A 26,097-nucleotide genomic window follows, 5' to 3' on the forward strand; every position below is an offset into this window, starting at 1 on the left:
GCACGATGCGCTCTTGATACAATGATGTGATCAGCTCGATCTTGCTGGCTCGCCGTCGGTCCAGCAGGGAACATGCGGACGTCCCGGTACGCCGAGAAAGCACGAGATCATCGTCTACCCAGACGCTAACGAACACTAGCCAATCAAAGATGCAAGATATCGAATTCTATCGCGCAAACGAAAAACCATACGGCGTTTTCAGTAACCTGTATAAACGCGCAATCGTATTTGAAGGCATCGAGTATCCCACGTCAGAACACGCCTATCAGGCGGGCAAAGCCAGAAAGGACTCAGTTCGCGATTGGCTCATGGCTGCGCCCTCACCCTCGCTGCTTGCGATGGCGGCGCATGGACTGTATGTGTGGGACGTTCACCCTGACTGGTCCAAAACCAAATTCGCCAGGATGAAACAGGTACTGCATGCCAAATTCACCCAGCACCAGGACTTGCAGGAGATTCTGCTTTCGACAGGCGACGCAAGACTGGTAGAAACCGCAACGGTTGACAATGCGGTCAATCGGCTTTGGGGACAGGTGAACGGTGTCGGGAAAAATATGCTGGGGGTCTTGCTGATGGAGGTCCGCTCAGAAATCAGGGCATCGCTTGTCAAACCGTCCCGGGCAAAGACAAAGCCCGCCCTCTCCCGCCGGAAATCAAACCGGGAAAAGCTCACAGCATAACTTCGCGGGCTTTCGCGGCGGGATATGCAGTCCAACGCCGGAGTACGATGACCTGCCGACCGCCTGCGCGGATTCATAAGCATCGCGCCAATCTCCGGCTTCCCAGATTGCATCTGGGTCACGGGCTTCCATCAGATCAGCCAAGGCCAGCAACTTGTCTCTTACCTCATATCGGGCCAACCCACGTGCCCCTGAATGCATGCAGTTCAGGGCGGCCAGTGCCTGACCGAACCGAAGAGACGCTGCAAGCGTTGGTGTGTTCAATTCTCGCGATGAACGGCCCCCGTATAACGCGTAAAGCAAACCGGCAGTACACCAGTCACCCGCTCCGGCCGTGTCAGCCACACGCGGGACACTGAACGCCGTCAGCGTCCGCCAACTCCCCTGCGGCATGTCGGACGCCACCCTGAAGCGAAGTCCCTGTGCGCCCAGTGTCTGAATAACCACCTCAACATCCGAGCAGTCAAACGCCGCCAGTTCCGTGATTCGTTCGTCCGCGTACTTCAGGATGTGACACGCATCGATCGCCCGCTGAAAATCCGCCGTTCTGACAGCAACGGCGGATGGCTCGAACACGACTAACGCCCCCCGACTACGGTAGTTCTCCGCCAGATTAAGCGACCAGTCAGTGACGCGATCAAAGTAGAAAACATCCGGCCGTTCGATCTGCCGCAGCACCGTATGGCAGTACGCGTCCCCAGCCTCGGACGCAAACCCCCGCTTCTGTCCACAAAAGGGGCACGAGAAACTGAATCTGTGGGTACATTCGTGATCGCCGGGCCACTGGTAGACAACCGGCGTATGTGCATGGTCTTCGTGCCTGATGAACCGGGTATCCGCCCGAAGAACCTCGAACTCACGGCGGATGCGCCTGCCGGCAACATCATCCCCGAGCCTCGCGACCGGGGCGCTCGACCAGCCAAGGAATGCGAGAATAGCCAGGACATTCCCTGCCGAGCCGCCCAATTCGGCCCGCACGCTGGTCCTATCCTCGCCCAGGAGGACATCCAGCGCCAGCAGACCTGTCCCCACGACGTGTGGTCGCGTGTCAGACCTTTCCGGCAAGCTCAATCGAATCGTCATAGGGAACCCCAGCAAGCCAAACGTGCCACAAGTGGTTGGGCTTTTGAACAGTCAGCCCTGCGGGAGGTGCTGAGGCAGTAGTATACCCGATCGTCTCTACATACAGCATCGGGAGGTCCAGGTCGATCGCAGCCAGCAGCATTCCCAAACTGCCCATGCGCCAGCCGTTCGGCGAAAGCACCGTGATCGCTGTCTGCTTGGTCGCCTGAAATACCTCCTTGCGCGCGGAGTCCATCCTCGAAATCGACTGAAAGACATCCATCGGGTCCGATTCGTGCGCGTAGATGATGTTCAGATGACTGCTCTCCCAGTCGCCAAGGAGGAGATCTCCAAACTCGAAGAGCAGATCGTCTCCGCGCCGGGGACGCGCCGACGGAAAAGGTACAATCGGACAGACTTCCGCCACCGGAGCGTTTGCCGATAGTGCCTGAAACATGATGCTCATCTGAGGTAGTGAGCTCTCTGCCAGTTGCGGCACCCACAGCTTCAGGTTGTCAGCGCTGACATCAAGCCCCATAGTTCCCTGAAATCCGTGCATCCACTCGGCACGGTCATTGGATTCCGACTCCAGCCTGATCTCACGATGATCGTTTGTCGCCATCAGAACGTGAACGTTTGCTCCAGACTGCATGCTGCGCTCAATGGCCTGCTTGACGAGGGGAAAGCATATCCCGCGCGACATTCCTGTCGCGTCGATGACGACGTCAGCGTAATCGCCTTCGTACCAGTTGTCCGCTGCACGGGCAGCGACGCGCCCGCCGACCGTCGCACCGTCGTCGGCCACGATGCGCACGTCCTCGAACCGGAGCTGCTCCCGCGGTATTGTTCGCTCGAGGTACGCAACATGGCTGGCGCCAATGTCATTCAACGTCTTCGAGCTATCGCGCCGTCTTTCCACCATAAAGCGGAAATCAACGCATTTTGCCGCGGCCAGCTCAGTCGCAAAATAGAGGCTGCTCGTCTCAATCCCGACGGTCCCGATAAATAGCACGCGCCTTGAGTTCATCAGGTGTTCCGACAGAAAGGGAAGCACGTCGGCGTCGCTCTGGGCGTAGCACCTGTCGCGGGAAAAACGATTCATTCACTGATACTCGCAATAAGCTCCGACAAGTGGCCCTCACAAAAGCCACCACGCCCAAACGTCAGTCCGTGCTTCAGGATCGGAAGTCCACCCAGTTGAAACAGGCACCATGTCCGTCGTTTGCATTCATAGTTCTCAGTGAGAGAAAGCGCGTTATAGGCAAGCGCGTAGTGCAAAACAACCACTAGATTGCCCCCATCCTTCTGGAAACGATCCATTTCGGACTGAGGTATCCCGAACGCATTGGCACCGTCATCCAGCGGTGCGTTCGGTTCAAGAGTGCGGCCCCTGCAGCGGGACGCGATGAATTCGACAAGCCGGCGTACTGCATCACTGTGCGGGAAATTCCAGCGTTCGATCGTCGAAGCCGCCTGCCGGACCAGGATTTCATTTTGAACCTTCGCCTCCAGTCGAGGCTCTCGCCCGCGCACAATTCTAGTTTCCACGTTGTCCACCAATGCACCCGCCAGCTGGATAAATTGCTCGATATTCTCGCTACTCGCATCGACCAAACGATCAAACCCGTAGTAGAAAGGCTTACCATAGTCATGGAGTAACTGGAGGTTGGCACCAGCAATCAACGAGGCGTTCACTGAACGTGACGCTACCGGCTCATCCGGTCGCAACTCAAGCTCCTCGGGTTCCGAAGAAAATAGCTCTGTCTGAGGGGTACGACGAGACTCGCGGTGTATCAAGATCCGGAGCAGCGCCTGCCGGGTATCATCCGGTAGTTCAGCAGGAATCCATGACCGGATGAGATCAACACGATTTGCGGCAAACCCACTCTCATCGATCACCCTCTTGACCGCAGCAGTCAGTTGCCGCATGTCCGCGGACTGCAATACAGGATCCTTCGTCGACAGACAGTCCTCAAGACGGATCGACTGCCTGCGCAACGTGGGCATCTGTTCGATATACCGCTTTGATATGTCCTTGACCGTCGCCTTAAACGCGCGCTTGTCCGATGCACCTTTCTGCATGAGCTTGAGCACCCAGTCGCGGTCCCGTGTACTACCCGCGGCACTGACAGACGCCCCCTCAGGATCCGACGTCAACGCACGCCGGAAGACATCGTGGCCAATCGCATCGACGCGCGTGACCAGCCATCTGGCAACCTTCAGCTCCCGCCCCTGCAGCCACTGCTCAACATCCGCGAACTGTTCAGGATGCAATTCATGTGCATCATCGACAATTGACAGCGGCCTCATGGTGATTTCGCCGCCGTCAACCCCCGCGATGGCCGGTATGCGAATCGCTTCGATGATCGAAAAGGCCTCATAGGAACTTTGCGGGCCGATCTCGGCCAATTGGTGCTCCGCGGGTGGCACCAGGGCAGTGACGATCCGAAATATCCGTGCCTCGACTGACCGCGCGTAGTCTCGAAAGGCAAGCGTATCTTCGGCGCGAATAAGCCTCGCCTGAACCTCAAATTGCTCACGCGCAACTATCTTGACCTGCGAAAGATCCGCACCGGCCCCCTCAATCTTTCTCAACCATCCAAGTACTGAGCGAACCTGGATCAAGGACCGCAGAAGAGCGGACTTCACCTTGGCCGAATACGGCAACTCCCAGATATCCCGCATATCGGGCGTTGTTGCGAGTCGAAAAGCCAGTATTCGCGGCCGAAGATCCTCAATGACCAGACACTCAGTCAAGGCACGTGTTACGTCCTTGTGGTCTGTACTGGGCAACGACCTCAACAAGGCGACAACGGTGTCGAGTTCGATCAGTCGCGCAATCGTGGTCTTGCCGCTACCCGGTGTTCCGACCACAATGACGAGTCTGTCAAAGAACGATGCGGCGTTGCTTTCAAAGAACCGTCTGAGCGGCTCCGGGCTGAGAATAGATAGTAGCGCGCCTGGCGCATCAAAATATTCCGTGGCGCGTTTCTTGAACGGATTATCCATGGTCAGCGTGTCGCTTTTTTCGGGAGAACAGTGGTCTCATCTGATGCGAGGGCGGTACGCGGTCAGGTCCGGATGTCGCCCATAGAATCGCGACCGAGTTGTTGGGCGCATTGTGATAAAGCACGACAGGAAGTCCGCACTGTCGATATCCGTACCAGACATTCTTCCCGAGATGCACGTCCTGAATCGAAGGGTCATAGCAGTCTTTAAGCAACTTGACCAGATCCGCGGGGCCGTCATCGTCAATCACAATGTCGTTGCTAAGCACGGCAGAAAACGTCGATTCAAACCGGAATGCTCCGGTTAGCGCCCGGAACCGTCCAATGGCATCGTCCACAGTTCCCGTCGCACGGCTGGAGCCCAGGTAGTGGTGAACGTGGATACAGCAATCCACGGTAAGCGATGTACCGAGCCGCCCCTTGTTCTGTTCGCAGAAGACAGGGATCTTCCCCTTCCATTCACCCTTATCGTTCTGCCGGATCAGCGTGGCACCCGACGCGGTGAAATCATCGATCAGACAGACGCGTTCAAATAATGCGTCCTCGTCGCAGAAGCCCAGTTTGTCCAGACGCTCACGCAATGCCTCGTTCAACTTCTTCCACTTCTCGTTTGATATCTCGCTGGCAGCGACAACCTGCTCCGTGGAAACACGCCCTTCGTTATCCCGGCGGAAAATATCGATTTTTGCTCCGTCGCTCAACCCGACGTAAAGCGTCCGGATTCCGATCAATTCGAGGCGACGTTCAGCCGACTTGTTGCCCCATGTTCTATACAGGGGTACACCCAAATGAGTTGCCACTTCGGTGCGCATGCAACGCAGAAGCACCGGCATTGTCAGATTCACCAGATGGTGCATCTCGCCCTGACTGATAAATACAAGCCGCCGTCGAAGAAAGGAATAGGCCGTCGTGCGATCCTTGCTAGTGAACTGCCCAAGCCAGGCAAGAAGGTTGACATAGAAACGCGCTCCAGGACTATAGCCCTGGTAGTGGTCATATTTAGCGCCGACCATCAGCCGCAACCATGCAAATTCTTCCGTTGCCCGGGTCTCGTCCCACTCCATCAGGTCTGCCAGGAGGCGCATGGCAAGTTGTGCCTTCATTTTGCAAACCCCGGCACTGTCAAAATTGCACGAACATGTTCGATAAACTCCGGCGCGAACCGCAACGCCCCTCCGTCGACCACAAGCGCTTTGAGGTAAAATCGCGTGCCCTGTGCGCCAATAAGGCCTTGAGGCAGAAAATTCCAGCAGGCATCCCTTGCAATTGAGACGCCACCTACACTGAGACCCAGGCCCGCATTGAGAAATTCGTAATCGTTACCCTCGATGTCACCCGAATCTCCAAGCCTGAGAATTTCGTCCTCGCGATCACAACCAACGGTCGCGGCAATGGACGAAACGACCTTGTCCTTACCTGCAGATTCGGTGACCACGTCTATCGAGTGACCTGAATAAAAAATTCGCCACCCGTCATACCCTTTGGCGTGGAGCCATTGGCGCACGTATGCCCCAACGCGGCACTTCGCCGAATGATCACGAATGCGGAGGCTCAACTGCCCTTCACCGATTTTCGGCGACGACTTCAACGCACCGAGCAGGGTTGACTCAGTCAACCACTCAGTCAACTCGACGAACCTCGGGTCAGGCTTACCCTGCACCGGCGGTGCCTCGGCGAGACCCGATACAACCGACCCACTATAAAAACCGATCGTGATCCACTTCCACAGCTCTTCACCAAGCTTGGTCCGCAGATCGCCATGCAGCGAATCGCCTCGACCTGTTGCAAAGCCGATCGGAAATCCGGCACCTGCGATACGCCCTATTTCCGATAGCAGGCAGGCATCAAGCCCATCAAACCGGAGGTCCGTATTGCAGAACGTTCCATCGAAATCACATACCAGTGCACGGAATCTCGCCCGCTCAAGCCGGTCGGCGAACGCAACGCCTGCCTGCCTGAATGTTTCGTAGGTCGCGCGGGGCGCATCCACGTTTCGTACTTTACGGACCAGAGCTGGGGGCCACCCAGCTCGTCCACGAACGGCCTCACGTACATCCGACGCGTGCAATGCCCGCCCGAACTCCGGAACATCGGGTTGCCCTGGATCAATCCCGCGGCGTTGGGAAAGGATATCGGTTAGCAGGATTGCATCAATCACGCTCACTATTTCCGCGAGTGCGTGTTCTCCTGGCAGGTCGAGCCGAACGACAGGCACATCTGCGGGAAACGTCCCTATCGTCGCCCGCGCCAGTATCCGGTCTCGAGGTGACTCGAATGACACAAAGCACGGCGCGAGTTCCCGATTGGCCAGTTGCAGGTGACGACCGTGTGCGAACTGCCGGTAATCAACTTTCTGGACCACACCGATCGCCGATTCGGCAATTTTTGATTCGATATCGATCGCGCCAGCTATGCCATCCCTGCCATAAAGCACGCAAATTTGACGGCCGCCAGTGACCGCGTCCTCGAGTCCCTGTTCCGCAATCTGGCGGCGACGCCGCTGAAGCCACTGCTCGTCGATTTGCTCAAGGTATCGATCCAAGCCATCAATCGCGTATCCGCGAGCGATCAGGATCATGGTCGCGATCAGGGAATTGGTCGCAAGATATCCATCTTTTCCCCACGGAGCGGCGAAAGCGGCAACCGTCGCGCCCGACGCCCGAAGCCTGTCCGCCAGCGGGCTTTCCGGTGCCAAGGTCAGAGCAAACCCAGGAATCTCCAGCGTCAGCATGTGCCGGCCGGCAGCGAGAACATCCTTGTTCTTGCCTTCGGCCGACACCAGAACGACTGCGCAGTCCTCTGGCCTGGTCTCATGCGCGAAAAGGTCGACCGGGGTTGACTGACGCGAGATCCGACCGAACTCCGATTCATGAAGTTGGGCAAGAAAAGCCGCCGACGTCGACGACCCCCCCGAACCGACCGCAAGCAGACTTCGCCCCGAATTGCCAGCGATAACGCGAGCCAAAAGGACAACGTTTTGCTCAAGCGCCCAACGTATTGCGCTCGGCAGGTATGCAATTTCCTCGGCGAACTGCTTTCCCATCCCCGGTAGTCTCTCGGATTCTCGTTTATCTGCTGTCTTTGAACCGCTTACGTAGGGCCACTACATTAACATTAAATCGCGGTCTCAACATGGAAGTAAAACGATCCTTGCGCCTGCTTCCAGCGGCGGACCAACAGTGGAAGCGAGATTGGTTATCCTTTTGCGTTCGGCTAAGGCAGCCGCGATGGAACATCGCTCCGCGCTTTGCAACTTGCTGCGCAGTGCTCCAAGCGCGGGAACAACCGATAGGACTGTACGCCCTTTCGCCGCAAATGTGAGCCGTACCTGAAAAGATCGCACACGAACCTATGGGACGCCTCCCGGCGCTAACGCACCGGGACCGGGCTTTCGCGCTGCGCGCCGAGCTGCGTTCCGCGTCTCACCCCTGTCGGGCATCAATCCCTAGCGCAACCGTCAACCCCATTCATCTTCGAGTTCAGCGTGGCCTGTACGGCTACGCTGCTGCGCCCGTGCCTGGTCAACCCGAGGCACGGCATGCACCCGACTCCCAGGTTCCCGCCCTTGACCCGCGACCGTAGCCGATCGCGGGCAGGCATCAAGGGGCGCGGGACCGTGTTGCCCGCACCCCTCCCTCGCCTTTTTCCTTGACACCTGCCCGCGATCGGCTCCTCCAGTCGCACGGGCGGGAACCCGGGAGCCTGGCGGCAGCAAAGCCAACCCCGAGTTCCACCGGAAGGTGTCCAGCCACAACGGCAAGGCACGCCTTCTCGCCCGGTTCAGGTCCTCAACCTTGACCGGAGAAAATCATGCAACTCGCTTCCTCATTCCACTACAGCGCCCCGATGCTGCGCGCGGATTCGCCGCTTTCGGATGATCAGATTCGCCTCGTTGCCCCCTCAATCTTCGCGGACGGCAAGCACGAAAGCCGTTCCGAGCGCTATACCTACATTCCCACCATCGATGTGCTGCGCGGCCTGCGCAACGAAGGCTTTCAACCATTCATGATCTGTCAGACCCGCGTACGTGACACTGGCAAGCGCGAATTCACCAAGCACATGCTCCGGCTGCGCCATGCCGACCAAATCACCGGCGAGGAAGCCGACGAAATCGTGCTGCTGAACTCTCATGACGGCACCAGCAGTTACCAGATGCTCGCCGGCACATTCCGCTTTGTCTGCCAGAACGGCATGGTTGCAGGCGAGAACATCGCCGATATCCGCGTACCCCACAAAGGCAACGTGGTGCAGAACGTGATCAACGGTGCGTTCGACGTGCTCGACGGGTTCGAGCTGATCCGAGAACAGAAAGACGGCATGCGCTCGGTAACGCTCGACCGCGACGAACAGCACGCATTCGCCCGCTCCGCGCTCGCGCTGCGGTATGACCGGACCGACGCCGAAGCCCCGGCTCCCATCTGCGAAAGCCAGCTACTCGCCCCGCGCCGTTTCGAGGATCGCCGCGACGATCTCTGGACTGTCTTTAACCGGGTGCAGGAGAACCTGACCAAGGGTGGCCTGCATGGCCGCTCCCGCTCGGGCCGCGCGATGTCTACACGCCCCATTACCGGTATCGACCAGAACGTGAAGCTCAACCGCGCGCTGTGGATGCTCGCGGACGCGATGCGGCAGATGAAGGCGTAACGACTGCTACGGGCGGCGCATCCGCGTCGCCCTGCTGTTCGGTTTTGCGCCATGACGCCAGTCGGGTCACGTCCTGACGCATCCGCACCTTACTGGCCCGGCATCTTCCTTCCTACTATCAGGAGTCGATCATGCAAGCCCAATCTGTTGAAACCGTCACATCTGACGCCGCCGAATCCTCCGCCGTGCTCGAAACCGACTTCGGCAACGAGCAGCCGGTCGTGACGGTGCCGTATTCCAGCCTGCAACGTTCACCGTTGAACGTGCGCACGAAACTACCATCCGGCATCGCTGGACTGGCAACCAACATCCGCGCCAAAGGACTACTGCAAAACCTCGTAGTCCATGAAATCAAAAGGACACGCGGAAAGCACCGCAAATATGGCGTGTGCGCAGGTCAGCGACGCGAAGCCGCTCTCGATCTGCTGTTCGAACAGAAGCACATCGCCGCCGACTATCCGGTACCGGTGCGCATCGTCAGCGAAGGCGAAGCGCTCGCCATATCGCTGATCGAGAACAGCGAGCGGGAAGGACTCGACCCGTTCGACGTGCTGCGCGCGTATCGAATGCTGGCCGACGAAGGTCGCAGCGTCGATTACATCGCCGCGCTCTTTTCAGCGTCGCCTATTACCGTCAAACGGCGCATGAAGCTCGCCAACGTGTCGCCCAAGCTACTGGCGCTGCTGCGCGAGGACGCAATCACGCTCGACCAGCTTGCCGCACTCGCGCTCGCAGACGATCACGACACGCAGGAGCATCTGTGGTTCGATGCCAACGAGTGGCAACGTCAACCGCACTATCTGCGGCAGGCAATCACCCGAGCTGAGATCGATGCGAGCCGAAGTCGCCTCGTGCGCTTCGTCGGCCTCGACGCCTACGAGGCAGCAGGCGGCTATGTGCGCCGGGACCTCTTCAGCGACGACGAGCACGCGGGCTATATTGCCGATGCCGACCTGCTGCAGAACCTTGCCGCACAAAAACTCGACGCGGCAGCCGAGACGATCCGCGCGGAAGGCTGGGGTTGGACGGAAACGCGTGCCGAACGGGACGTGTTGGAGCTGAACCGTTACGGCAGACTGCACCCGGCCCAGCGCCCCTACACCGACGAAGAACAACGCGAACTAGACGCACTCATCGCGCAGCGGACCGAACTGGGCAACAAGCTCGATGCACTGGCCGATGACGACGAGGACGCCTATGACGAAGCCGAACGCCTCGACGCCGAAAGCGATCAGGTGGAAGCCGCAATCGGCGCGCTCGAAACCCGTGCCATCGTATGGGACGCAGCGCAGATAGCAGAAGCCGGTGCGTTTGTGATCGTCGGCCCGCAGGGTGAACTGGTGATCGAGCGCGGTCTCGTGCGGCGCGAGGACAGCGCGGCACTCGATGCGGCAGGCGCGACCATAACTGGCACGCCCGAGGCAAATGCGCCGGACACGGCAGACGCACCGGCCAAGATCAAGCCAGTCCACAGCGCGACGCTCTGCCAACGGCTCACAGCCCATCGCACCGCCGCCCTCCATGCGGAACTCGTCGTGCAGCCCGCCGTGGCACTCGCGGCCCTGTTGCAGCATCTGGTTCCGCAGGCGCTTCCGGAGCACTACGGCCACGGCTTCACGCCGCACTATCTGGCACTGTCCGGCAACAACAATCACGATGACCTGCTGCGCGCGGCGGACGACCTCCCCGTCAGCCCGGCCTGGAACTCTATCGAGACGCAGCGCACACGCTGGATCGCAGAACTGCCAGCAAGCCAAGCCGATCTGCTGCCATGGTTGCTCAGGCAGGACGCGTACACGACCTTGCTCGACCTACTCGCGTTTTGCACAGGAACCGTGCTCGATGGTATTGCAACCTCCGAAGCGCCACACGCGATCAACGCACTGGCCGATGCACTGAATCTTGATATGGCCCGGTACTGGACACCAACGCGCACCGCGTACTTCGACCATGTCAGTAAGGCGCGCATCGCGGAAGTCGTGTCCGGTGCGGTTTCTCCCAAGGTCGCGGCGGACCTCGCGAAGATGAAAAAGAGCGACGCTGCAGCGGCGGCGGAACTGCGCCTCGCGAAGGTCGCATGGCTCCCGGAAATCCTCACCGATCGCGAGATTCCGGCATCGCCCTCATGGGCTGTCCACGGCGACGACGCGGATGACAACGACGGCGAGGACGTCGATGCAGATGAGAACGGCGGAAATGACCACAACCCCGTCAACCACACGCCTCACGACGCCGAGCCGTCTACCGGAACCGCCGAACAGCCGCCGTGGCCTTTCCCGACCACCGAATCGGTAACCGCTGCGCAAACTGACCCGGACGTCGCGTAACTGTTGATCCTCATCCAGTGACGCGATACAGCAGACGGCAGCTCACTTCAGGGCCTGCCGTCTGCTGACCTGCTCTGCGCCGCTTGGCTAACCGTACCCGACGGGTGGTGCCCTGACCGCCCGTCCACCCAACCACTCGCGACCAGCACCATCAAGCAGAGGACCGTTGCACTTGCCAACCATAGACACCGCATCGCACGTACAAAACGTCGTTCCATAGCCGTCGTCATCGTGTCCATCCGCGCCGCCGCCGTGTCCACCACTTTCTCGAACCGCCCGGTCGTCTCATCCAGCCGCTCACGCTGTTCGCGCCCCGAAATTGCCGCCGCACCGATCATTCGATTGCCGGTCGAGCGCACAATCTGACTGGTCAGCCGTGCGCTGAACGCCGTCAGTGCGGCCTCATTGAGATTTGCCAACGCTTCCCGGTACCGCGCCTCATGTTCCTGAATCAGGTTCTCCGCCACCGTGATCGTCGCCTTGCACCGTTCAAGCGCGCTGCGGTGTTGTTGCATCAAAGCCTCGTTCGCGCCACCAATTTCCCGCCGAGCCGCTTCGAGACTGCCCTCGCTCGCCCATCGAATACGCTCCGGCATTGCCTCATACAGGCGCGCGTAGTATTCGAGCACCGCGATGATGGACCAGAGCGCGTCGTTGTCCTGGAGATTCAGGATGCCCGATACCCGGCGCATCCGGGCCAGACTCGTGTCGTCCGGGACCTCGCCGGATATCTCCTGAAACAGGCGAATCAGTGGCTCGACTGGCCGCCTACGGCTCATCATTGGTCCCGGCGTTATCAATCACGGTCGAGAAGGTCATGTCGCACAGCACTCGCCAGCGCAGCAGTTCTGCCCGCTCGCCGATGTGCATCGTCTCCGACGCAACGCGAATCGACATCCGCTGACTACGCAGTTCGTCCGCGACACGATCCGCCAGATCCGGGAAGTCGAGTGTGCGTCCCCGTGCTTCGATCGTTTTGCGTAATTGCGACGCCTGATACAGCGTGAACTTGTCCGGCGTGCCGAAATGACCGTTGCGCACGACATGGATCGTCGCCTGGGGAAATGTCGGACTGAACGCGCGCAGTAATTCCAAACTATCGCGCTGCCGGTTGATTACCCACAGCACGGTGAGTTCGCGCCGCAGTTCGCTGAGCGTACTGGCAAGTGTCGCGCCAAAACGGGTAATGCCCGTTTGGCTGCGCGCCGCCGTGTTGACAACAATGGCTGCGTCCCGGCGTTCATCACAGAAATTGACCAGGCCGATCCAGCCTTCGGCTTCGTCCAAACTGTAGGCGACGCACGGTACCTCGTCCTGAATCGCTTTCATCACGTCGGGATTGGACGTATCGGTTTCGACCAGTGCGACAGGAAAATCACGGCGCTGGAGGTAGTCGACCAGCGCGAGCGAGACAAAGCTCTTGCCCACACCGCCCTTGCTGCCGCCCACCAGATAGATTGGATAAGTCGTCGCCATATGCACCCTCTACAGGTTCTCGGTGTCCGGCGCTATCTCGAACGAGAACGCGTCCTGAATCACCATGCCCCCCGAATTGGTTGTCGCCCTTCGACTATCCTTTCGGTCTCGATTCTCTTTTTGATCGAGAGTCAGCGGTCTCGTTTGCCTCGACTTCTTGATTCGTGGTGACGCTGCAGCCTGACCCGGCGGCGCGGCTCTTTCCACATGCCCGACCTTGTGATCTTTCGCTACGCGCCGCATCGCGTAGCGCAAAGTGCTGGCGCTGATGTCGACGCCCTCTTCCGCCAGTTCCTGAACGATTTCTTCGAATGTGTAGCCCTTCTGTTGCGCGCCGCTTATCTGCGGCCGCATTGCGTTCACTGCCTCACGCACCGTGACGTGATGCTCGTGCGCAGGCTTTGGGGGCAGCGCGTCGAGACGGCGAGCTCCCGCGTCCCATTGCGCTTGGGTAAAGTGCTTTACGACCGGCATGATCCGCCTCGACACACTGCCTGGATGCCATCTTGCTGATGGCAAGGACGACCGTCAATGCCCGAAAACAAGCCGACCTTCGCGCATCGGACCGCATGGGAACGGGCCGGAATTGAACGGCATCACAAAATATTTTTCGTCGGCGCGCTAAGGCAACACCAACTCGCTATCGACCATGCCTTAAGTAGCAAACGACGATTGGATCCGGATGAATCCGATCATGTGAGCAATGCTCGAGGAGCAAACCTCCGTATTCGACCGATGCGACTTACTCCGCATCCGCGTGGCCACTTACTGGCTGAGTTCGCGCTCGCACTGATCCGACCACGCTTTCCATCAATCGTTTTTGTTGCACTGTGCATGACGGCCCCGATCGCTCATGTCGCCCACAACACTCGTTTTTCGCACGTCACCTGGCCAAAGGATTGACATTACGCAACCCGTTCCTTCCGCTTTTTTTGATTACATGCGGATCGTCTTGTTGCGCGAGGCGCGCCCCTTCCTTCGCGCTGTGATCGCGTCTTTTTGCTGCCACGGCTCCATCTTTCTGCATGACCACACCACATCGTGCGTGGTAATTGACGAACGGCAAGATGAAAGAACAAAAGACAAGGGACGGCAGGATAGGCTTGCGCCGGTTTTTGGCACCATTGCAATGCTCCTCGGAAAATCAAGTCCGATCTCACGTCCAAAGTGTTTTCTAGATCAACGACTGCAGCGTGCACTACCAAGCACTCCGATGTTGTCCACATTCGTCCATTTCTTCGTTCATCGCGAGAACCTTAGCTCTCAAGCACGCGGAGATTTGCTGAACAACGACCTTCTGAAATTTACGAAGTCGAGATTGTTCATCCACGGTCTAGCCGTCTATATTGGAAGGAAGGGCAGTCGACACATCACATTTCGCTGTAGAGCTGTTCATTTCGACAAAGGAGGCGGCCTGATCGGGCGCCACATTCTGGAGGAATGTTCCGTGGGATTTCTTAAAATTGCGGTCGTCTTTGGCACAGTCATCGCGATTGCAAAGAGCATCCAGCTTTTTAGTCGTCACTCGCGATGCCAGTACGGTTACAGTTTCTTCACGGCACGTGGATTTTGGCTTGCCGCAGTCGGTATTAATCTCACATGGTGGGGATACATCGGATGGGGAACCGCACTACTGCATCACGAACCGACTTGGGCCGGTCTCGTCCTCATCGCAATGGGACTTGCGGTAGTTATCCGGTTGATCTACGAAAACGTCAAGAACACGGCACCCATATACGGTGTTCCCGGGTCGATTCTGCAGCTAGTGCTGTTTTTCCCGGTGGCAGTCTACGGCATTCCGCTTCTCGCGATCACGTTCCTGTTTCTGCTTGTCGTGACATTCAAGGCTGGACCAGCGTGGTTTTCCGATCGGGAATGAACCCAACGCTGTGACCATCAACGCTCCACATCCTGCCCGGCGCCGTCCGAACGCTCTACGGTACCTGGCACCTGACGATCCGGCATCTCGCGCCTGTCATCCGGCGCACGCCCTACCATTGGTCGATCTCGTTGCACGGGCATGGACCCAACGAAGTACGCCATTTCAACGGCCATCGCGCGATCCTCACGCACACTCGACCTCGCCATTGCGTAGGCAATTTCTCGCCAGGCGGTAAATATGCCACCTTGCGCGACCCATACTGCATCGCGCTGAGCATCGGTCGGCATTGATTTCCAGTACCTCGGCGTTTCTCCACGCGCGACCACATGGACGACAGACTGCTTCGGATAGCGCTGCGTCACGCCGCGCACACGCCGAGGCGTCGCATTCGCCTCGACACCGTGCTCACGCAGTTTTTCCGCAAAACGCTCACGCCATCGCTGAAGATCCTTATGACGCGGATTCAGGCGATGTCCATCCGGACCACGTACCTGCACGCTCAGATGCACATGCGGATGCGCTTCGTCATCGTGCGCGGCGAAAACGTATGCCCTGCCGTCGCCGAACTCAAGTGCCGCGAAATCTCGCGCCGCATCGCGCACCGCTTTCCGATCCGTTCCTGGTGGCATCGACAGCAGGATGTTAAAAGTCTCCCGGCGCGTGCTGGTCTCGGGGATACCCCACCCACCGAGTTGCCAGGTCTTCGCGAGATCATTCAGCGCATCCTTGCCTTCAATACGGTCACCGTTCTGATCTTCCAGTTCGATCCTGCCGTTACGAGAGATATAGCGCAGATGTCGACGTACGGCTCCCATGCCCTGCGCACTCGCCGCCTTGTTGGTGATCTTGACCATGACTTCCGGCGTGCGCCTGAGCGTGCGAGCGACCTGCGCACGCATGCGAGCGGCAGCGTTGCGAATATCCACATGTGAGAGTCGCGACGCTTGCGCATGTCGTAGCGGATCCTGAAACAGGCGATCGCCCCAGTTCACGAGCATCGCGTCGATGTAGATTTTCGGGTATGGCATGTCAGCGGCTCCAGCGATCGAGGTTCGCGCGCATAATCGCGGCCACCGTACGCAGGTGTTCGTCAACGCGCTTTCGCAATTCCGCCCATTCAGACATCAAATCTCGACGCACAAGCTCGGTTTCGTCGGCACGTGCAAGTTGTCCCAACAAACGGCCAATCTCAGCAAGTCGCTGGTTTGATACGGACAGCGCACTCAATTCTGGCTCGCCCAATTGCGGTTCCCGGCTCAATTGCGCCCGAACCAGCGAGACTATCCAGCGATTACTGCGCAGACCCATTGCTGCAGCGCACCGCTCGACCGCGTTCAGCTCCGCGCTGGTCAGTCGGATTTCGATGCGATGACGCGGCTCCCCAACGATCGGTAGAGGTAAGCGACATATGGTCGTGCCGGATTCGCCGTCCGCATCGCCGCCGATAGCCGTTGCGATCAACTGACGCACGCCCTCGCCCGCCGTCAAACCTCGGCGAGCGCACCAGTCGTCCCAACGCAACCTGATTGCCCCAAGTTCGACGCACAAACGCTCGCGCACGACCACGATTCACCTCAGCGAGAGGGTGATGATCGCGACGGCTCAGCTGGCGTGAGCTCGAGTTCGCGGGCAGGCGTGCGTTCGGGAGCCTGCTGCTTGCGACGATTCCGGCCCGATGGCGCGCTCGGATCGAATACCTTCGGCGTCGGGACCGGAATGCTCTCGTGCTGGAACGCCGCCAGCATGCGTTCAGCGTGCTGCCGCACGCGGGTAACGGAGCGCTCGCTGAAACCCTGTTCGCGCATGGCGGCCGTCAGCACGGCTACATGCAATGCCCGTTCGCTACTTAAATGGCGCGCATCGTGACTGCCGTGCGGCACTGTTTCGTCGACTGGAGCACCGAATGAATCTGTAGATCGGGCTTGGTCATCCCGTGAATAGTTCGGCTTCTGCGAGACTGCAACGTCATGGCCCCGCTGCACAATCTCTACCTGCCAGGTATTGCGATGCACGACCTTCTCGTCTTCTCCGATCACCCTTCCTTCGTCATCCAGGATCGGCATTCGCACGGTGACGAGACGTTTGCCGAGATTTTCGAGTATCACCTGCTGTCCGATCTCGGCATTCGCCTCGCGCACCGCACGCTCGAGATCCACACCCCACACGACTTGATCAACGCCCGCCACATCGCGAAACACGACGTAGTACGAGTCGCTGCGCGCTGGATTGTGCTGATACGGGGCGCCACCATGCTCACGCAGTTCTCCAACGTATCGCCGCGGGATATCGGCTTCGTCGTTTGCCGCACTCTGGCTGCCTTCATGAATAGACGGTTCCGATGCCGACACACGGACCGATGTGGATGATGAGTTAGGGTCGCCATTCGTGCCTACGTCGACTCGGGGCGCGCTTGAAACCATAGCCGGATTATCTGCGCGAGCCGGCCCACTCTCGGCAGTTGCCACCCCGACTTGCGCAACCACTTCGATGCGATTGTCCAGCCGCGCCTGCCGCGCATCTGTCAGACGCGCCAGATCTGCTGCTTTCGGCTCGTAGCCGCTCACTTCAATGCCACGCAGCGTGCCCTGCAACCACGCCTCGCTACGAAACACCTCATGGCCCGACACACGAATGCGCCGCCACGATTTCGCGTGCACCATGTCAATCATCGATTCGACCACATCCGGCCGGTTGTGCTCGGTGACGAGGTATGGCCCTAAATCTTCGAACGCGAGTTGATACGGCGCGTCCTTCAGGAAATACTGATTGCCCGCGCGCAAGTAACGCTTGCGTATGCGTTCGGGCGGTTGGTCGAGCGGCACACCGAACAGATCCATGTCGGCCGGCGTCCCGCTCGGTGACCGAGTCCCGGCCTTCTGCGGCGTGGTCGCATCATCACGGATGGCCCGCTCCCGCAATTTCGCCCGAGCGGCATCGAACTCACGTCGGCGCCGAGCCGATACGGCAGCTATTGCAGCCGATTCCAGCCTGCCCCGGCGTTCGTCCGACGCAGCCGGCCCGTCACTGTTGGCCGGCAAATCCTGTTCGATCACGTTGATAACCGGCTCGGCTTCGTCCGCGGATGTTCTCAGAGCCATGTGGCACCTCGCATTCCAGAGATCGGCGTGGTATGTCGGCGCGATGCCGGTATGCCTTATCGGTCAGGCATTAAACCGGCTTCGCGAGACGCTTCCTGTTCCCGCGACTTTTCCAGTGCGGCCGCACGCGCTTCACGGATGCGCGTCCAGGACCTCGCCTGCAACTGATCGAGCATCGCCTCCAGATTGGGGCTGTAATTCAACTCGCGTGCCGACTTCTTCAGCGAACCCACCATACGTTCCAGCAGATCGCGCGCCCGGTCCCACGGATAAACCTTCGCCTGGTCGCCGTCATAACCCACTTGCAACTCGGATCCGTTCAACCGGGCGTTTTCATCCATCCATTTCAGACGGTCGGACACAAACGTCATCCGATCTTTGCGATGGAACACGACACTGCGCGTCGCGACCTGCTGGATCAGATAGTGTTCCGTGTTGAACACCTCACCCCGATAGGGGCCGCCGTTTTCGCGTGGCGTGCCCAGTCTCAGGGGTGAGCCAAACCGATGCTCGGCCAGCGCCCTGACCTCGTTCGGAACGTCACCGACGCCAAACAGCGGCTCGCCGATTGGCGGACGCGTCGACGCAAATCGAGGCGGATCGGCAGCCGATGGCGCCGCAACGGGCAGCGTGTCAGGCAGAGCATCCACCGAGCGTGATGCCGAGCCGGATGCACGGTCCGTTGCCGGCACATCCGGCGTCGCCTGTTTCGGTGCACCGCGCTTTGAGGACCGGCGACGCGACGTACCGTCATCATCTGCCAACAGCTTTTCCTTGACGTTGCTCATCTTCCCGCCCTCCTCATACTCATTGACATCAACCAAGGTGAAACCGGATTCGGTGCATATTTCCGATCGACCATCTGCCCTTACAACAGAGCGGACCATGGCGCGCAGGTATTCGCCGACCGCTTCAGATCCGCTCAGCACCACCATGTCGCTGAAGTCGTTCGGCACCATGCCGTGGATGCGCGCATCTGCGGCGAATCGTGGCCAAACCAGATGCGCCCTCGCATCTTCCGCCGCACACCGAGCCTGCGCCTCGCCACTACCCAGTTCACCTAGCACGATCAGGTCCGCGGCGGGATACTGTTCACGCAACCTCTGCGCCACCAGCCCGAGGTTCCCGCTGGACAGTGCCGCCGTTGCGAACCAGCCTGTGGCTCTCGAAGCCGCCAATGCCGTCGCCATACCCTCCGCGATCAGAACCTGCGACGGAGCGCTGGCCGGAACCCATCTCGGCTCCGTCGTCCAATAACCTCCTCGCTTCGCGCCGCCAGCCAGGGACGATTTGCGCCCGTGTTCGTCGATCAGTTCGAGCGTCGAGATCGATCCGTTCCAGACAGGCACGATCAAAACACGTCCACTCAGCGGCACGTCCTCGCTGGCCGGCAGGTAGCCAAGCAGCGCACGCAGTTCAAGTGCATCGAGCTCGCGCAACGTGTATGCAGGGTCAAGGTGCTTACGTACAAGATAGGGATGCGCCGGGCCGACTGGCCTCGCCCACTGCCAGATCGATGCGGCCTCGTGAGCAACCGCTGCGTGACGTGCTTGCCGTTGAGCCTCCTCCCGTGCGCGCTGAGCCAATACCTCGGGCGACGCCGCCAGTACGGCGGTCACGCGATCCGGATAATTCGCCCGCTTCAGATCGAAGCCGTGCTGACGCGCCTGCCAGAAAAGCGTCGCGAGCGTCTTGCCACCTGATGCACTGGCCGAGCGCCATGTGGTCCGGGCCGCTTGCGCGTTGTAGTTGGCTGCCGTGCGGCTCCATGCGTCCCAGATTTCAAAGCCTTCGTCACCGAAGCCCTGCTTGAGCGCAAACGCCATATCGACCCAGGTCTCGTAGTCGTCGGCCGGAATCACGGCAAGCGCTGCACGTGCGCGGTCTGCGTCATTCACATAGGGTGTCGTCATTGCCGGGCTCCCGCAACTGGCGGACCGCTCGCGGTTGCCTGGCGCGCAGGTTCAACAAAGTCGAGCTCAGCCACATCAAGATCATTCACGCTCAGGCAACGTCGCGCCTGCTCAACCTTACTGACTGGCATGCCCAGCAGCATGAAATGCCGCTCCACGTAGGCCACAGCCTCCTCCTCGCTGATGTCTGCGAGGTTCGGCGGCAGATCACGCGGATTCCACGCCTGCAATACTTCCAGGTACTCGTGCGGAAGATGGATGAGCCCCGCACCCTCCGGGTCGAGCTCATCAGGATGCAGGTCACGCAACCGGCGCTCGACCACCGCAGAGAAATGCGCCATGTTCAGGGCGGGCACGGACGGCGCGGGCACGACGCGGGAGGCGAACTCGGGATCGCGCCAATAGCAAATCTTGTCGGCCAAAATCGGCTTGGTGTTTTCGAGCAAGATGATTTCCTTATCTCGCTCCAGTTCCTTCAACTCCTGCGGCAACAGCAACGGCCGGCGCTGTTCGGATACGCTTTCGCTTGAACCACCCCGCCCGCCGAAGAATGCGTTGGGGCGGCTCACGCTGCGCGACTGGTCGGTGAACGTACCGAGCATTTCCGAGTATTCGTTCGCGTCCTTCTGCTCGCGCGGTGCATAGAGGATCTGCATCGCGTGGTTCGTGATGATGGTACGCGCATCGGATCGCCCGTAAACGGATTCGAATTGCGCGATCGATTGCACGATCGACAGCACGCGCAGGTTGAAGCCTGGCAAATAGGCAATCGCGCGCGGAAGAATGTGGATCTTTCCGATTGCTGTCATCTCATCGAACAAAAGCAGGCACTGGAACTTGAGTGTCGGATCGGCTTCGGGCAGTTGCTTCGTGTTCAGGTTGATAATCTGCGAAAAGAGCAGGTTCACGATCAAGGCCGCTTCCGACAGATGGTCGGGCGTGACACCGATATAGATGGAAATACGTCGGCGCCGCAGATCCCGCGGATCAAAATCGCTCACGCTCGTTGCTGCGTCGACAATCGGGTTGGCCCAGATCGTCAGCGGCGCATTGAAGGTCGCCAACACGCTCGCCAGCACCTTGTCGTCATTGGACAGGAAGCGATTCAGTGCATCCACGCATTGTTGCGAGAGCAAGCCACGATGCCGGACCAGCGCTCGCTGCAAATAGGTTTTGACCGGCATGCCATTGCCCGACGATTGCCGCAGCACTTCGCCCATCGTGACGGGAAAATCGGGAGTCGACGCATCCTTGCCAGCCCGGTGCGCATCGCGCCATTCGCACAGCAGAAGCACGATGCCGAGGAACAAGTTTCGCGCCTGATCTTTCCAGAAATCGTCGTTGCCGCCTGGTGGATACAGTGCATAGCCGATCGCGAGAATGTCGCCCACCCGGAACAAGCCATCGGAGATTGCCGACAGCGGGTTGTAGCGATGTGTCCGGCCATCTTCGGCAAACGGATTGAACAGATACACCTCCTGCCCATTCGCGCGGCGGAAGCCGGCTGTGGCCGCATAGTTTTCCTGCTTGATGTCGAGCACTACCACCGAATCTGGAAAGGTGAGCAGATTCGGGATCACTACGCCGACACCCTTGCCTGAGCGGGCAGGAGCAGCAAGCAGCACAAACTGCTGACCTGCAAACCGCAGATAGCGGCCGCGCCATACCCCCACGACAATCGCAGGGGACGGATTGAGGTGGGCGTGCGTCGTCATAGCAGCCCCGCCTGCCGGATTTCCGATTCATTCGCAAAGCGCGCACTGCCATACAAGCGGCGTCGACGCGAGCTCGCCCATAGCGCATGAACGCCTAATGCCGGACCACCCAAGGACCCGAGCACAGCAAACAGCGCCGATCCCACCAGCTTGCGCCCGACGTTCGGCATCATTCCGTCTCGCCACATCAGCACCGCATCGAGCCAACCCCACAGTCCCGCGTGCAGCGGATTAATGCGCAGGCTGGCATAGAAGAGGAATGACGCGAGCCAGAGCGACGCTGCCAGTCCAGCCACCAAGCAAGCTAGCGTGGCCAACGTCACTACAGCTATCCGAATATGCTGGCGCAAAGGAGAAGACGGATGATCCATGGCCGCCGCCTATACAAACGCGGTGCGTGCCTTACGCACCGGATCGAACCAGACTTCGGTTATGCCCCAGCGCCGCCCGGTCTGTTTACCCTCTACGTCGAACACCGGGCGTGATTCCATATGCGCGACGACATCGACTGTCAGGAACAGCAACCTCTTGAGTGCGGCATCGTCCCAGGCGACGGCCTCCGGATGTTCCTTTGCCATCAGCGCGAATCGCTCGATCGCGACGGTCACATTGGGCGCGTGATAGCTCGTGATCGACCCTGCATGTCCTGTCGTCAGAAGCTTCAGGAAGTCGTAAGCTTCAGCACCACGCAGTTCGGCCAACAGCACGCGATCCGGACGCATACGCATCGCGCTTGCAATCAGGTCCGCTGGTGTCACCTGCGCGTGACCATGCCCGCCCTTGCTGTATAGAAGATGCACGCAGTTCTCGATGTGCCGGATGAATAGCTCCCGGACGTCCTCGATCGTCACGATCCGCTCGGTCGCAGGAATCGAGCGGCACAGGGTCTTCATGAAGCTGGTCTTGCCTGACCCCGTATTGCCAACCACTGCGATGTTGAGCCTGCCCGTGACAGTGCGCTCGAAGAATGCGCCCCAATCATGCTCTTCCAGGCACTGGACGAGCTTCCGGTCTTCGGCGCGCAAGGACGGCAGCGCTGAATCGAGTCCGTCCGGCCTGCGCCATACCGTATCGTCGAACAATCCCTCGTCGCGACATGCGTCGAGCGTCTTTTCGTCTGGGGACGGACGGCGAATCGTGACCGACACCGTCCGCGCCGGCACGACCGGCGGAACCACGATCTGGATACGCGCGTCGTCCGGCAACAGCGCCGACAGAATCGGATACTGCGACGATACTTCCTGATTGGTCAGGGTGGCTACCGACACCGCGAATGACATCAGCCGGTCGAAATCGAGATCCGCGTAGTCGTGGCCGTGCCAACCGACCGAGTTCTCGGTCAAAACGCGCTGCGGCCGATTGATCACCAGTTCAGTCACGTCGGGATCGTCGAGCAGCGGCGCGAACGGTCGCATCAGTTCGCGCACGGATGCGTCGTCGGGTAACCGAGCGAGCACCGAGTCGCGCGACGCATCTAACTGGGGCGAGTGAATCATCATTGCGTGCCCTCCGGCTGCAGGACATACACCGACCCGAAGTCGAGATCGCGCGCAATCACGATCGTGAACTCCGCGCCCTGGTTCTGGGTGAGCGTCGGTGGGATACCGATCGTGCTGTCGAGCACGCGCGTGGCCATGTCGTTGCCCTGCTGTTGCGTGCTCTGGAACACCACCGATCCGTTGGCGTTGCCGCCGCGCGTCGACAGATAGCCGATCGCGTCCTGGGTAACGCCCAACAGCATTGCGGCACCAATGCGTTGGCTCCAATGGTTGTCCACGTCGCCGTCGATGCCCATGCGGCCGAGTGCGTCGGCCGCCGGCGAATCGATCTCGACCGTGACACCGTTGGGTGTCTTGATACGGGCCGACAGCACGAATACCCGCTTCTGTCCCGGAGACATGTTCGAGCGATACTGGCTGTTGATCTGCGAACCCCGTTCAATCAGCACGACGTGGCCGTCGTCGGAATACACGTTCTTGGTCACCGTGCAGGTCGACACGCCAGCCTCGGTTGAATCAAACGCCGTATCGCCCGCGCAGTCGATTTTGGCGCCCTGCGCAAGCATCAGACTCCGATTGCCGAGCGTCCCGGCCTGAACACGCGGTGTCACGGTCGGCATCAGCGCCTGGGCGAGCCCGCCCCCCATCTGCCCCGGATCTCGCGCTGACGCGCCTGCGCCGCCGCTTACGCCGGCGGCAAGCGGGAAAGGTGCACTACCCGACCCCGGCACGCCTGGCGCCACGCCCGCGAGTTCCTGCCCACCGCCCGTTGCCAGCAGCGGCGCATCGTAGTAGCTGCGGGGTGTCGCAGCGTGTGCAATACGAGCAGGTGTGACCACGCCCGCACTCGATGCGGGGCGCACGGCAACTGCGCTTGCTGGTACCGTGGCCGAGGCTGCGCTACCGACCGACGACGCGGGCAGATCGTTGAACATGCGCCCCTGGGAAGACGTACCCGCCATCGAATCGCGCCGCGCCTTCGCCTCGGCATCGTGCCGCGCGAGAAATCCGTGCACGGTCCAAACGGCACCCACACCGACGATCAGCACGATTACCACGGGCGTCAGCCACCAAGCGCGCGGACGTGCACCTCGGTATTGCCCCAACGCTGGCATACCGCGATCAGCGGAAGCATTAGATGCGCCCGCGTTCTGGCCACCTTCAGACCGACGGTCAGAGCCATCGTCGGGTTCAATCACGTTGTGCGGGGTATCGTCATTCATCTCGATGGCTCCGCAGAATGCGCGTCACCCCGTTGACCGTCGTGCCGTCATGAGCCGGCACGCCGTCGATGTCGTAAGCGTCATTCCAAATTCCAACGACCTCCCGGGCGAGCCGCAGCACGAATCGCTTCGCCACTTCGTGCACGACTATCGTGTCACCGTCGATGTGCTTGTCGACCACGCTTTCCGTACCGTCGTCAGCCACCCGGAAAATCGCCGGCATGCGTCGGTTGTTCGGGATACGCAGATACGTAAAACGTCCGTCGTCCCATGCGGCAGTCGGCGCGATGTCGTCGGAGTTCGGCATCACCTGCATCGAATACCGTGAGTTGCGCACGGCCGCCGGCTGTGCCAGGCGCTCCGCAACCAACTCGACATCTGATTCCCCTGACGCCCGCTTCGCCAACTCGTCCGGATAGACGAAAGTCACGCGATACATCACGCGGTCATTGCCGAACTTCGACTTCAGCGGAAGCACCACGAGATCAAAGCTGTAGCTGTGCCGGTCGGTGCGAATTTCGAGATTCGAATCGTGGGCGGCAAGCTGCGGTTTCAGGTACACATCGTGATCGCCCTTGTTCGCCACCACCTGCCAGCCGTCTCGATCTCCAGGCGCGACCACCTGAATGTGCTCGTGGGAACCCAGCGCGATGTGCGTCGCAAAGCCGCGTTGAGCCTCCACACGCACCACCTCATCGGCTCGATAGATCACCTGGCGAACGCGCGAGTCGCCGTTCCAACCGGGCAGATCAACCGCCCTCGCGCCCCCCACGAGTAACAGACTCGCCAGCGCGATGCCGAACGGACGCACTCTCATGGTGTGCCTCCTACTGCCGACGCCGACGGCGTATATTCCGCATCCCGGCTATAGGCTGTGACCTTGAAGCCGAACGGGTTGGCGATTGCCACGCTCTCACGCGTGAACACGGGCGGCCGGTAGGTATAAGCCAGCGTGATCACGAAACGCTGGGTTGGCTCGGCATGGGCCTCGCCATTCTTGAACGACGTCCGTTCGACGTGCACGACTGCACGACCGGGTTCGTCGGGCGGCAGCGTGACCGAGAGAATCCGGATGCGCCGCTCGACACCAGCCCCCAACTGCCGATCCAGTGCATCGGGACCGCTGTAGATGCCACGGTAATCGCGAGCAACGACGTCATCGCTCATCGTGAGCACGCTGTCGTAGTCCATCTGCAGCAGTCCCCAGTCATAGCGCTCGCGTGCGCGCACATAAGTCTCGACCCAGTGCTTGTCCTGGATTTCCTTCGTATGCACGTGGCGGGCGTCGAGCACGTCGATCACCTGGGATTCGCCCGTCAGGCGATCGACCTCGATGGGCAAAGGCACTACGCGATAGAACGGCACCATCACTGCGAGTGCTACCGTGCTCAGCACGGCAATACCAACTGCAGCGTAAGCGACGTGCCATGCACGACGCTCGGAGCACTCCTGCAGGTGTGTCAGCGACGCCTCGATGTCAAGCACGCGGCCATAACTGTGCGAGCTCATGAGCGATCTCCAGCATCCGGCAACGCAGGCTGGTCCGGAGCAGCCGGCACGGTCGTTGGCA

Annotated in this window: 23 protein-coding genes; 5 read left to right on the plus strand and 18 right to left on the minus strand. The window is 60.0% G+C overall.

Features of this window, described 5'->3' with window-relative positions:
- Window positions 1-149: 149 nt before the first annotated feature.
- A complete protein-coding gene (locus tag O1Q03_RS03170; protein ID WP_124455055.1) occupies window positions 150-680 on the plus strand; it encodes an NADAR family protein in 531 nt (176 codons plus the stop codon).
- On the opposite strand, the gene O1Q03_RS03175 is transcribed toward O1Q03_RS03170, so the two are convergent.
- Genes O1Q03_RS03175 through O1Q03_RS03195 form a run of 5 tightly spaced genes read right to left on the minus strand, consistent with a single transcriptional unit; the run spans window position 654 to window position 7,793 of the window.
- On the minus strand, window positions 654-1,763 hold the full coding sequence (locus O1Q03_RS03175; RefSeq protein WP_124455057.1) for a PfkB family carbohydrate kinase: 1,110 nt from the start codon (window positions 1,761-1,763) through the stop codon (window positions 654-656). The two genes, O1Q03_RS03170 and O1Q03_RS03175, sit on opposite strands and share 27 nt — an antisense overlap.
- The gene (locus O1Q03_RS03180; RefSeq protein ID WP_124455059.1) at window positions 1,729-2,844 is read right to left on the minus strand and encodes a hypothetical protein; all 1,116 of its coding nucleotides are present in this window, start codon (window positions 2,842-2,844) and stop codon (window positions 1,729-1,731) included. The genes O1Q03_RS03175 and O1Q03_RS03180 overlap by 35 nt, the downstream gene beginning before the upstream one ends.
- Window positions 2,841-4,751 carry an ORC-CDC6 family AAA ATPase gene (locus O1Q03_RS03185; protein WP_124455061.1) on the minus strand — a complete coding sequence of 637 codons (1,911 nt, stop codon included), beginning with the start codon at window positions 4,749-4,751 and terminating at the stop codon, window positions 2,841-2,843. Before O1Q03_RS03185 ends, O1Q03_RS03180 begins: the two co-directional genes overlap by 4 nt.
- Window positions 4,744-5,853, minus strand: coding sequence for a phosphoribosyltransferase-like protein (locus O1Q03_RS03190; RefSeq protein WP_124455064.1), 1,110 nt, complete (start codon window positions 5,851-5,853; stop codon window positions 4,744-4,746). The genes O1Q03_RS03185 and O1Q03_RS03190 overlap by 8 nt, the downstream gene beginning before the upstream one ends.
- Entirely contained in the window at window positions 5,850-7,793 is a 1,944-nt protein-coding gene (locus O1Q03_RS03195; RefSeq protein WP_124455066.1) for a hypothetical protein, read from the minus strand. The genes O1Q03_RS03190 and O1Q03_RS03195 overlap by 4 nt, the downstream gene beginning before the upstream one ends.
- Before the next feature lie 767 nt (window positions 7,794-8,560).
- Here O1Q03_RS03195 and O1Q03_RS03200 point away from each other — a divergent pair.
- Window positions 8,561-9,394 (plus strand): DUF932 domain-containing protein, encoded by an 834-nt coding sequence (locus O1Q03_RS03200; protein ID WP_124455068.1) that lies wholly within the window; start codon window positions 8,561-8,563, stop codon window positions 9,392-9,394.
- A 131-nt stretch (window positions 9,395-9,525) separates the two neighbouring features.
- Complete coding sequence (locus O1Q03_RS03205; RefSeq protein ID WP_269501654.1) at window positions 9,526-11,721, plus strand: ParB/RepB/Spo0J family partition protein; 2,196 nt, start codon at window positions 9,526-9,528, stop codon at window positions 11,719-11,721.
- Between the two features lie 47 nt (window positions 11,722-11,768).
- On the opposite strand, the gene O1Q03_RS03210 is transcribed toward O1Q03_RS03205, so the two are convergent.
- The 3 genes from O1Q03_RS03210 to O1Q03_RS03220 all read right to left on the minus strand — a co-directional run bounded on the left by O1Q03_RS03210 (window position 11,769) and on the right by O1Q03_RS03220 (window position 13,671).
- On the minus strand, window positions 11,769-12,413 hold the full coding sequence (locus O1Q03_RS03210) for a hypothetical protein (protein ID WP_311767308.1): 645 nt from the start codon (window positions 12,411-12,413) through the stop codon (window positions 11,769-11,771).
- Between the two features lie 76 nt (window positions 12,414-12,489).
- A complete protein-coding gene (locus O1Q03_RS03215) occupies window positions 12,490-13,197 on the minus strand; it encodes a nucleotide-binding protein (protein ID WP_124455072.1) in 708 nt (235 codons plus the stop codon).
- Between the two features lie 9 nt (window positions 13,198-13,206).
- The gene (locus O1Q03_RS03220; protein WP_124455074.1) at window positions 13,207-13,671 is read right to left on the minus strand and encodes a hypothetical protein; all 465 of its coding nucleotides are present in this window, start codon (window positions 13,669-13,671) and stop codon (window positions 13,207-13,209) included.
- 57 nt (window positions 13,672-13,728) lie between these two features.
- On the opposite strand from O1Q03_RS03220, the gene O1Q03_RS03225 reads away from it, so the two are divergent.
- Window positions 13,729-14,100, plus strand: coding sequence for a hypothetical protein (locus O1Q03_RS03225; protein WP_269501655.1), 372 nt, complete (start codon window positions 13,729-13,731; stop codon window positions 14,098-14,100).
- A complete protein-coding gene (locus O1Q03_RS39945; protein ID WP_332112496.1) occupies window positions 14,051-15,076 on the plus strand; it encodes a hypothetical protein in 1,026 nt (341 codons plus the stop codon). Before O1Q03_RS03225 ends, O1Q03_RS39945 begins: the two co-directional genes overlap by 50 nt.
- A gap of 17 nt (window positions 15,077-15,093) precedes the next feature.
- Here the strand turns inward: O1Q03_RS39945 and O1Q03_RS03235 are convergent, their stop codons facing one another.
- The 10 genes from O1Q03_RS03235 to O1Q03_RS03280 all read right to left on the minus strand — a co-directional run bounded on the left by O1Q03_RS03235 (window position 15,094) and on the right by O1Q03_RS03280 (window position 26,036).
- Window positions 15,094-16,107, minus strand: a complete 1,014-nt coding sequence (locus O1Q03_RS03235) for a relaxase/mobilization nuclease domain-containing protein (RefSeq protein ID WP_124455075.1) — start codon at window positions 16,105-16,107, stop codon at window positions 15,094-15,096.
- A gap of 1 nt (window position 16,108) precedes the next feature.
- Entirely contained in the window at window positions 16,109-16,549 is a 441-nt protein-coding gene (locus tag O1Q03_RS03240; RefSeq protein ID WP_311767310.1) for a plasmid stabilization protein, read from the minus strand.
- Between the two features lie 104 nt (window positions 16,550-16,653).
- Window positions 16,654-18,177, minus strand: a complete 1,524-nt coding sequence (locus tag O1Q03_RS03245) for an LPD7 domain-containing protein (RefSeq protein ID WP_124455079.1) — start codon at window positions 18,175-18,177, stop codon at window positions 16,654-16,656.
- A gap of 56 nt (window positions 18,178-18,233) precedes the next feature.
- A complete protein-coding gene (locus tag O1Q03_RS03250; RefSeq protein WP_124455081.1) occupies window positions 18,234-20,090 on the minus strand; it encodes a PriCT-2 domain-containing protein in 1,857 nt (618 codons plus the stop codon).
- Window positions 20,087-21,805: a type IV secretory system conjugative DNA transfer family protein gene (locus tag O1Q03_RS03255; protein ID WP_124455083.1), complete on the minus strand. Its 1,719-nt coding sequence runs from the start codon at window positions 21,803-21,805 to the stop codon at window positions 20,087-20,089. Before O1Q03_RS03255 ends, O1Q03_RS03250 begins: the two co-directional genes overlap by 4 nt.
- The gene (locus O1Q03_RS03260) at window positions 21,802-22,176 is read right to left on the minus strand and encodes a hypothetical protein (protein ID WP_111442663.1); all 375 of its coding nucleotides are present in this window, start codon (window positions 22,174-22,176) and stop codon (window positions 21,802-21,804) included. Before O1Q03_RS03260 ends, O1Q03_RS03255 begins: the two co-directional genes overlap by 4 nt.
- A 9-nt stretch (window positions 22,177-22,185) precedes the next feature.
- A complete protein-coding gene (gene virB11, locus O1Q03_RS03265) occupies window positions 22,186-23,304 on the minus strand; it encodes a P-type DNA transfer ATPase VirB11 (protein WP_111442662.1) in 1,119 nt (372 codons plus the stop codon).
- Window positions 23,301-24,527 carry a type IV secretion system protein VirB10 gene (gene virB10, locus O1Q03_RS03270; RefSeq protein ID WP_124455085.1) on the minus strand — a complete coding sequence of 409 codons (1,227 nt, stop codon included), beginning with the start codon at window positions 24,525-24,527 and terminating at the stop codon, window positions 23,301-23,303. The genes virB11 and virB10 overlap by 4 nt, the downstream gene beginning before the upstream one ends.
- Window positions 24,520-25,344 carry a TrbG/VirB9 family P-type conjugative transfer protein gene (locus O1Q03_RS03275; RefSeq protein WP_124455086.1) on the minus strand — a complete coding sequence of 275 codons (825 nt, stop codon included), beginning with the start codon at window positions 25,342-25,344 and terminating at the stop codon, window positions 24,520-24,522. The genes virB10 and O1Q03_RS03275 overlap by 8 nt, the downstream gene beginning before the upstream one ends.
- A complete protein-coding gene (locus tag O1Q03_RS03280; RefSeq protein ID WP_124455087.1) occupies window positions 25,341-26,036 on the minus strand; it encodes a virB8 family protein in 696 nt (231 codons plus the stop codon). The genes O1Q03_RS03275 and O1Q03_RS03280 overlap by 4 nt, the downstream gene beginning before the upstream one ends.
- Between the last annotated feature and the right edge of the window lie 61 nt (window positions 26,037-26,097).

The organism is Burkholderia sp. IMCC1007 (assembly GCF_027257875.1).
Taxonomy (GTDB): domain Bacteria; phylum Pseudomonadota; class Gammaproteobacteria; order Burkholderiales; family Burkholderiaceae; genus Burkholderia.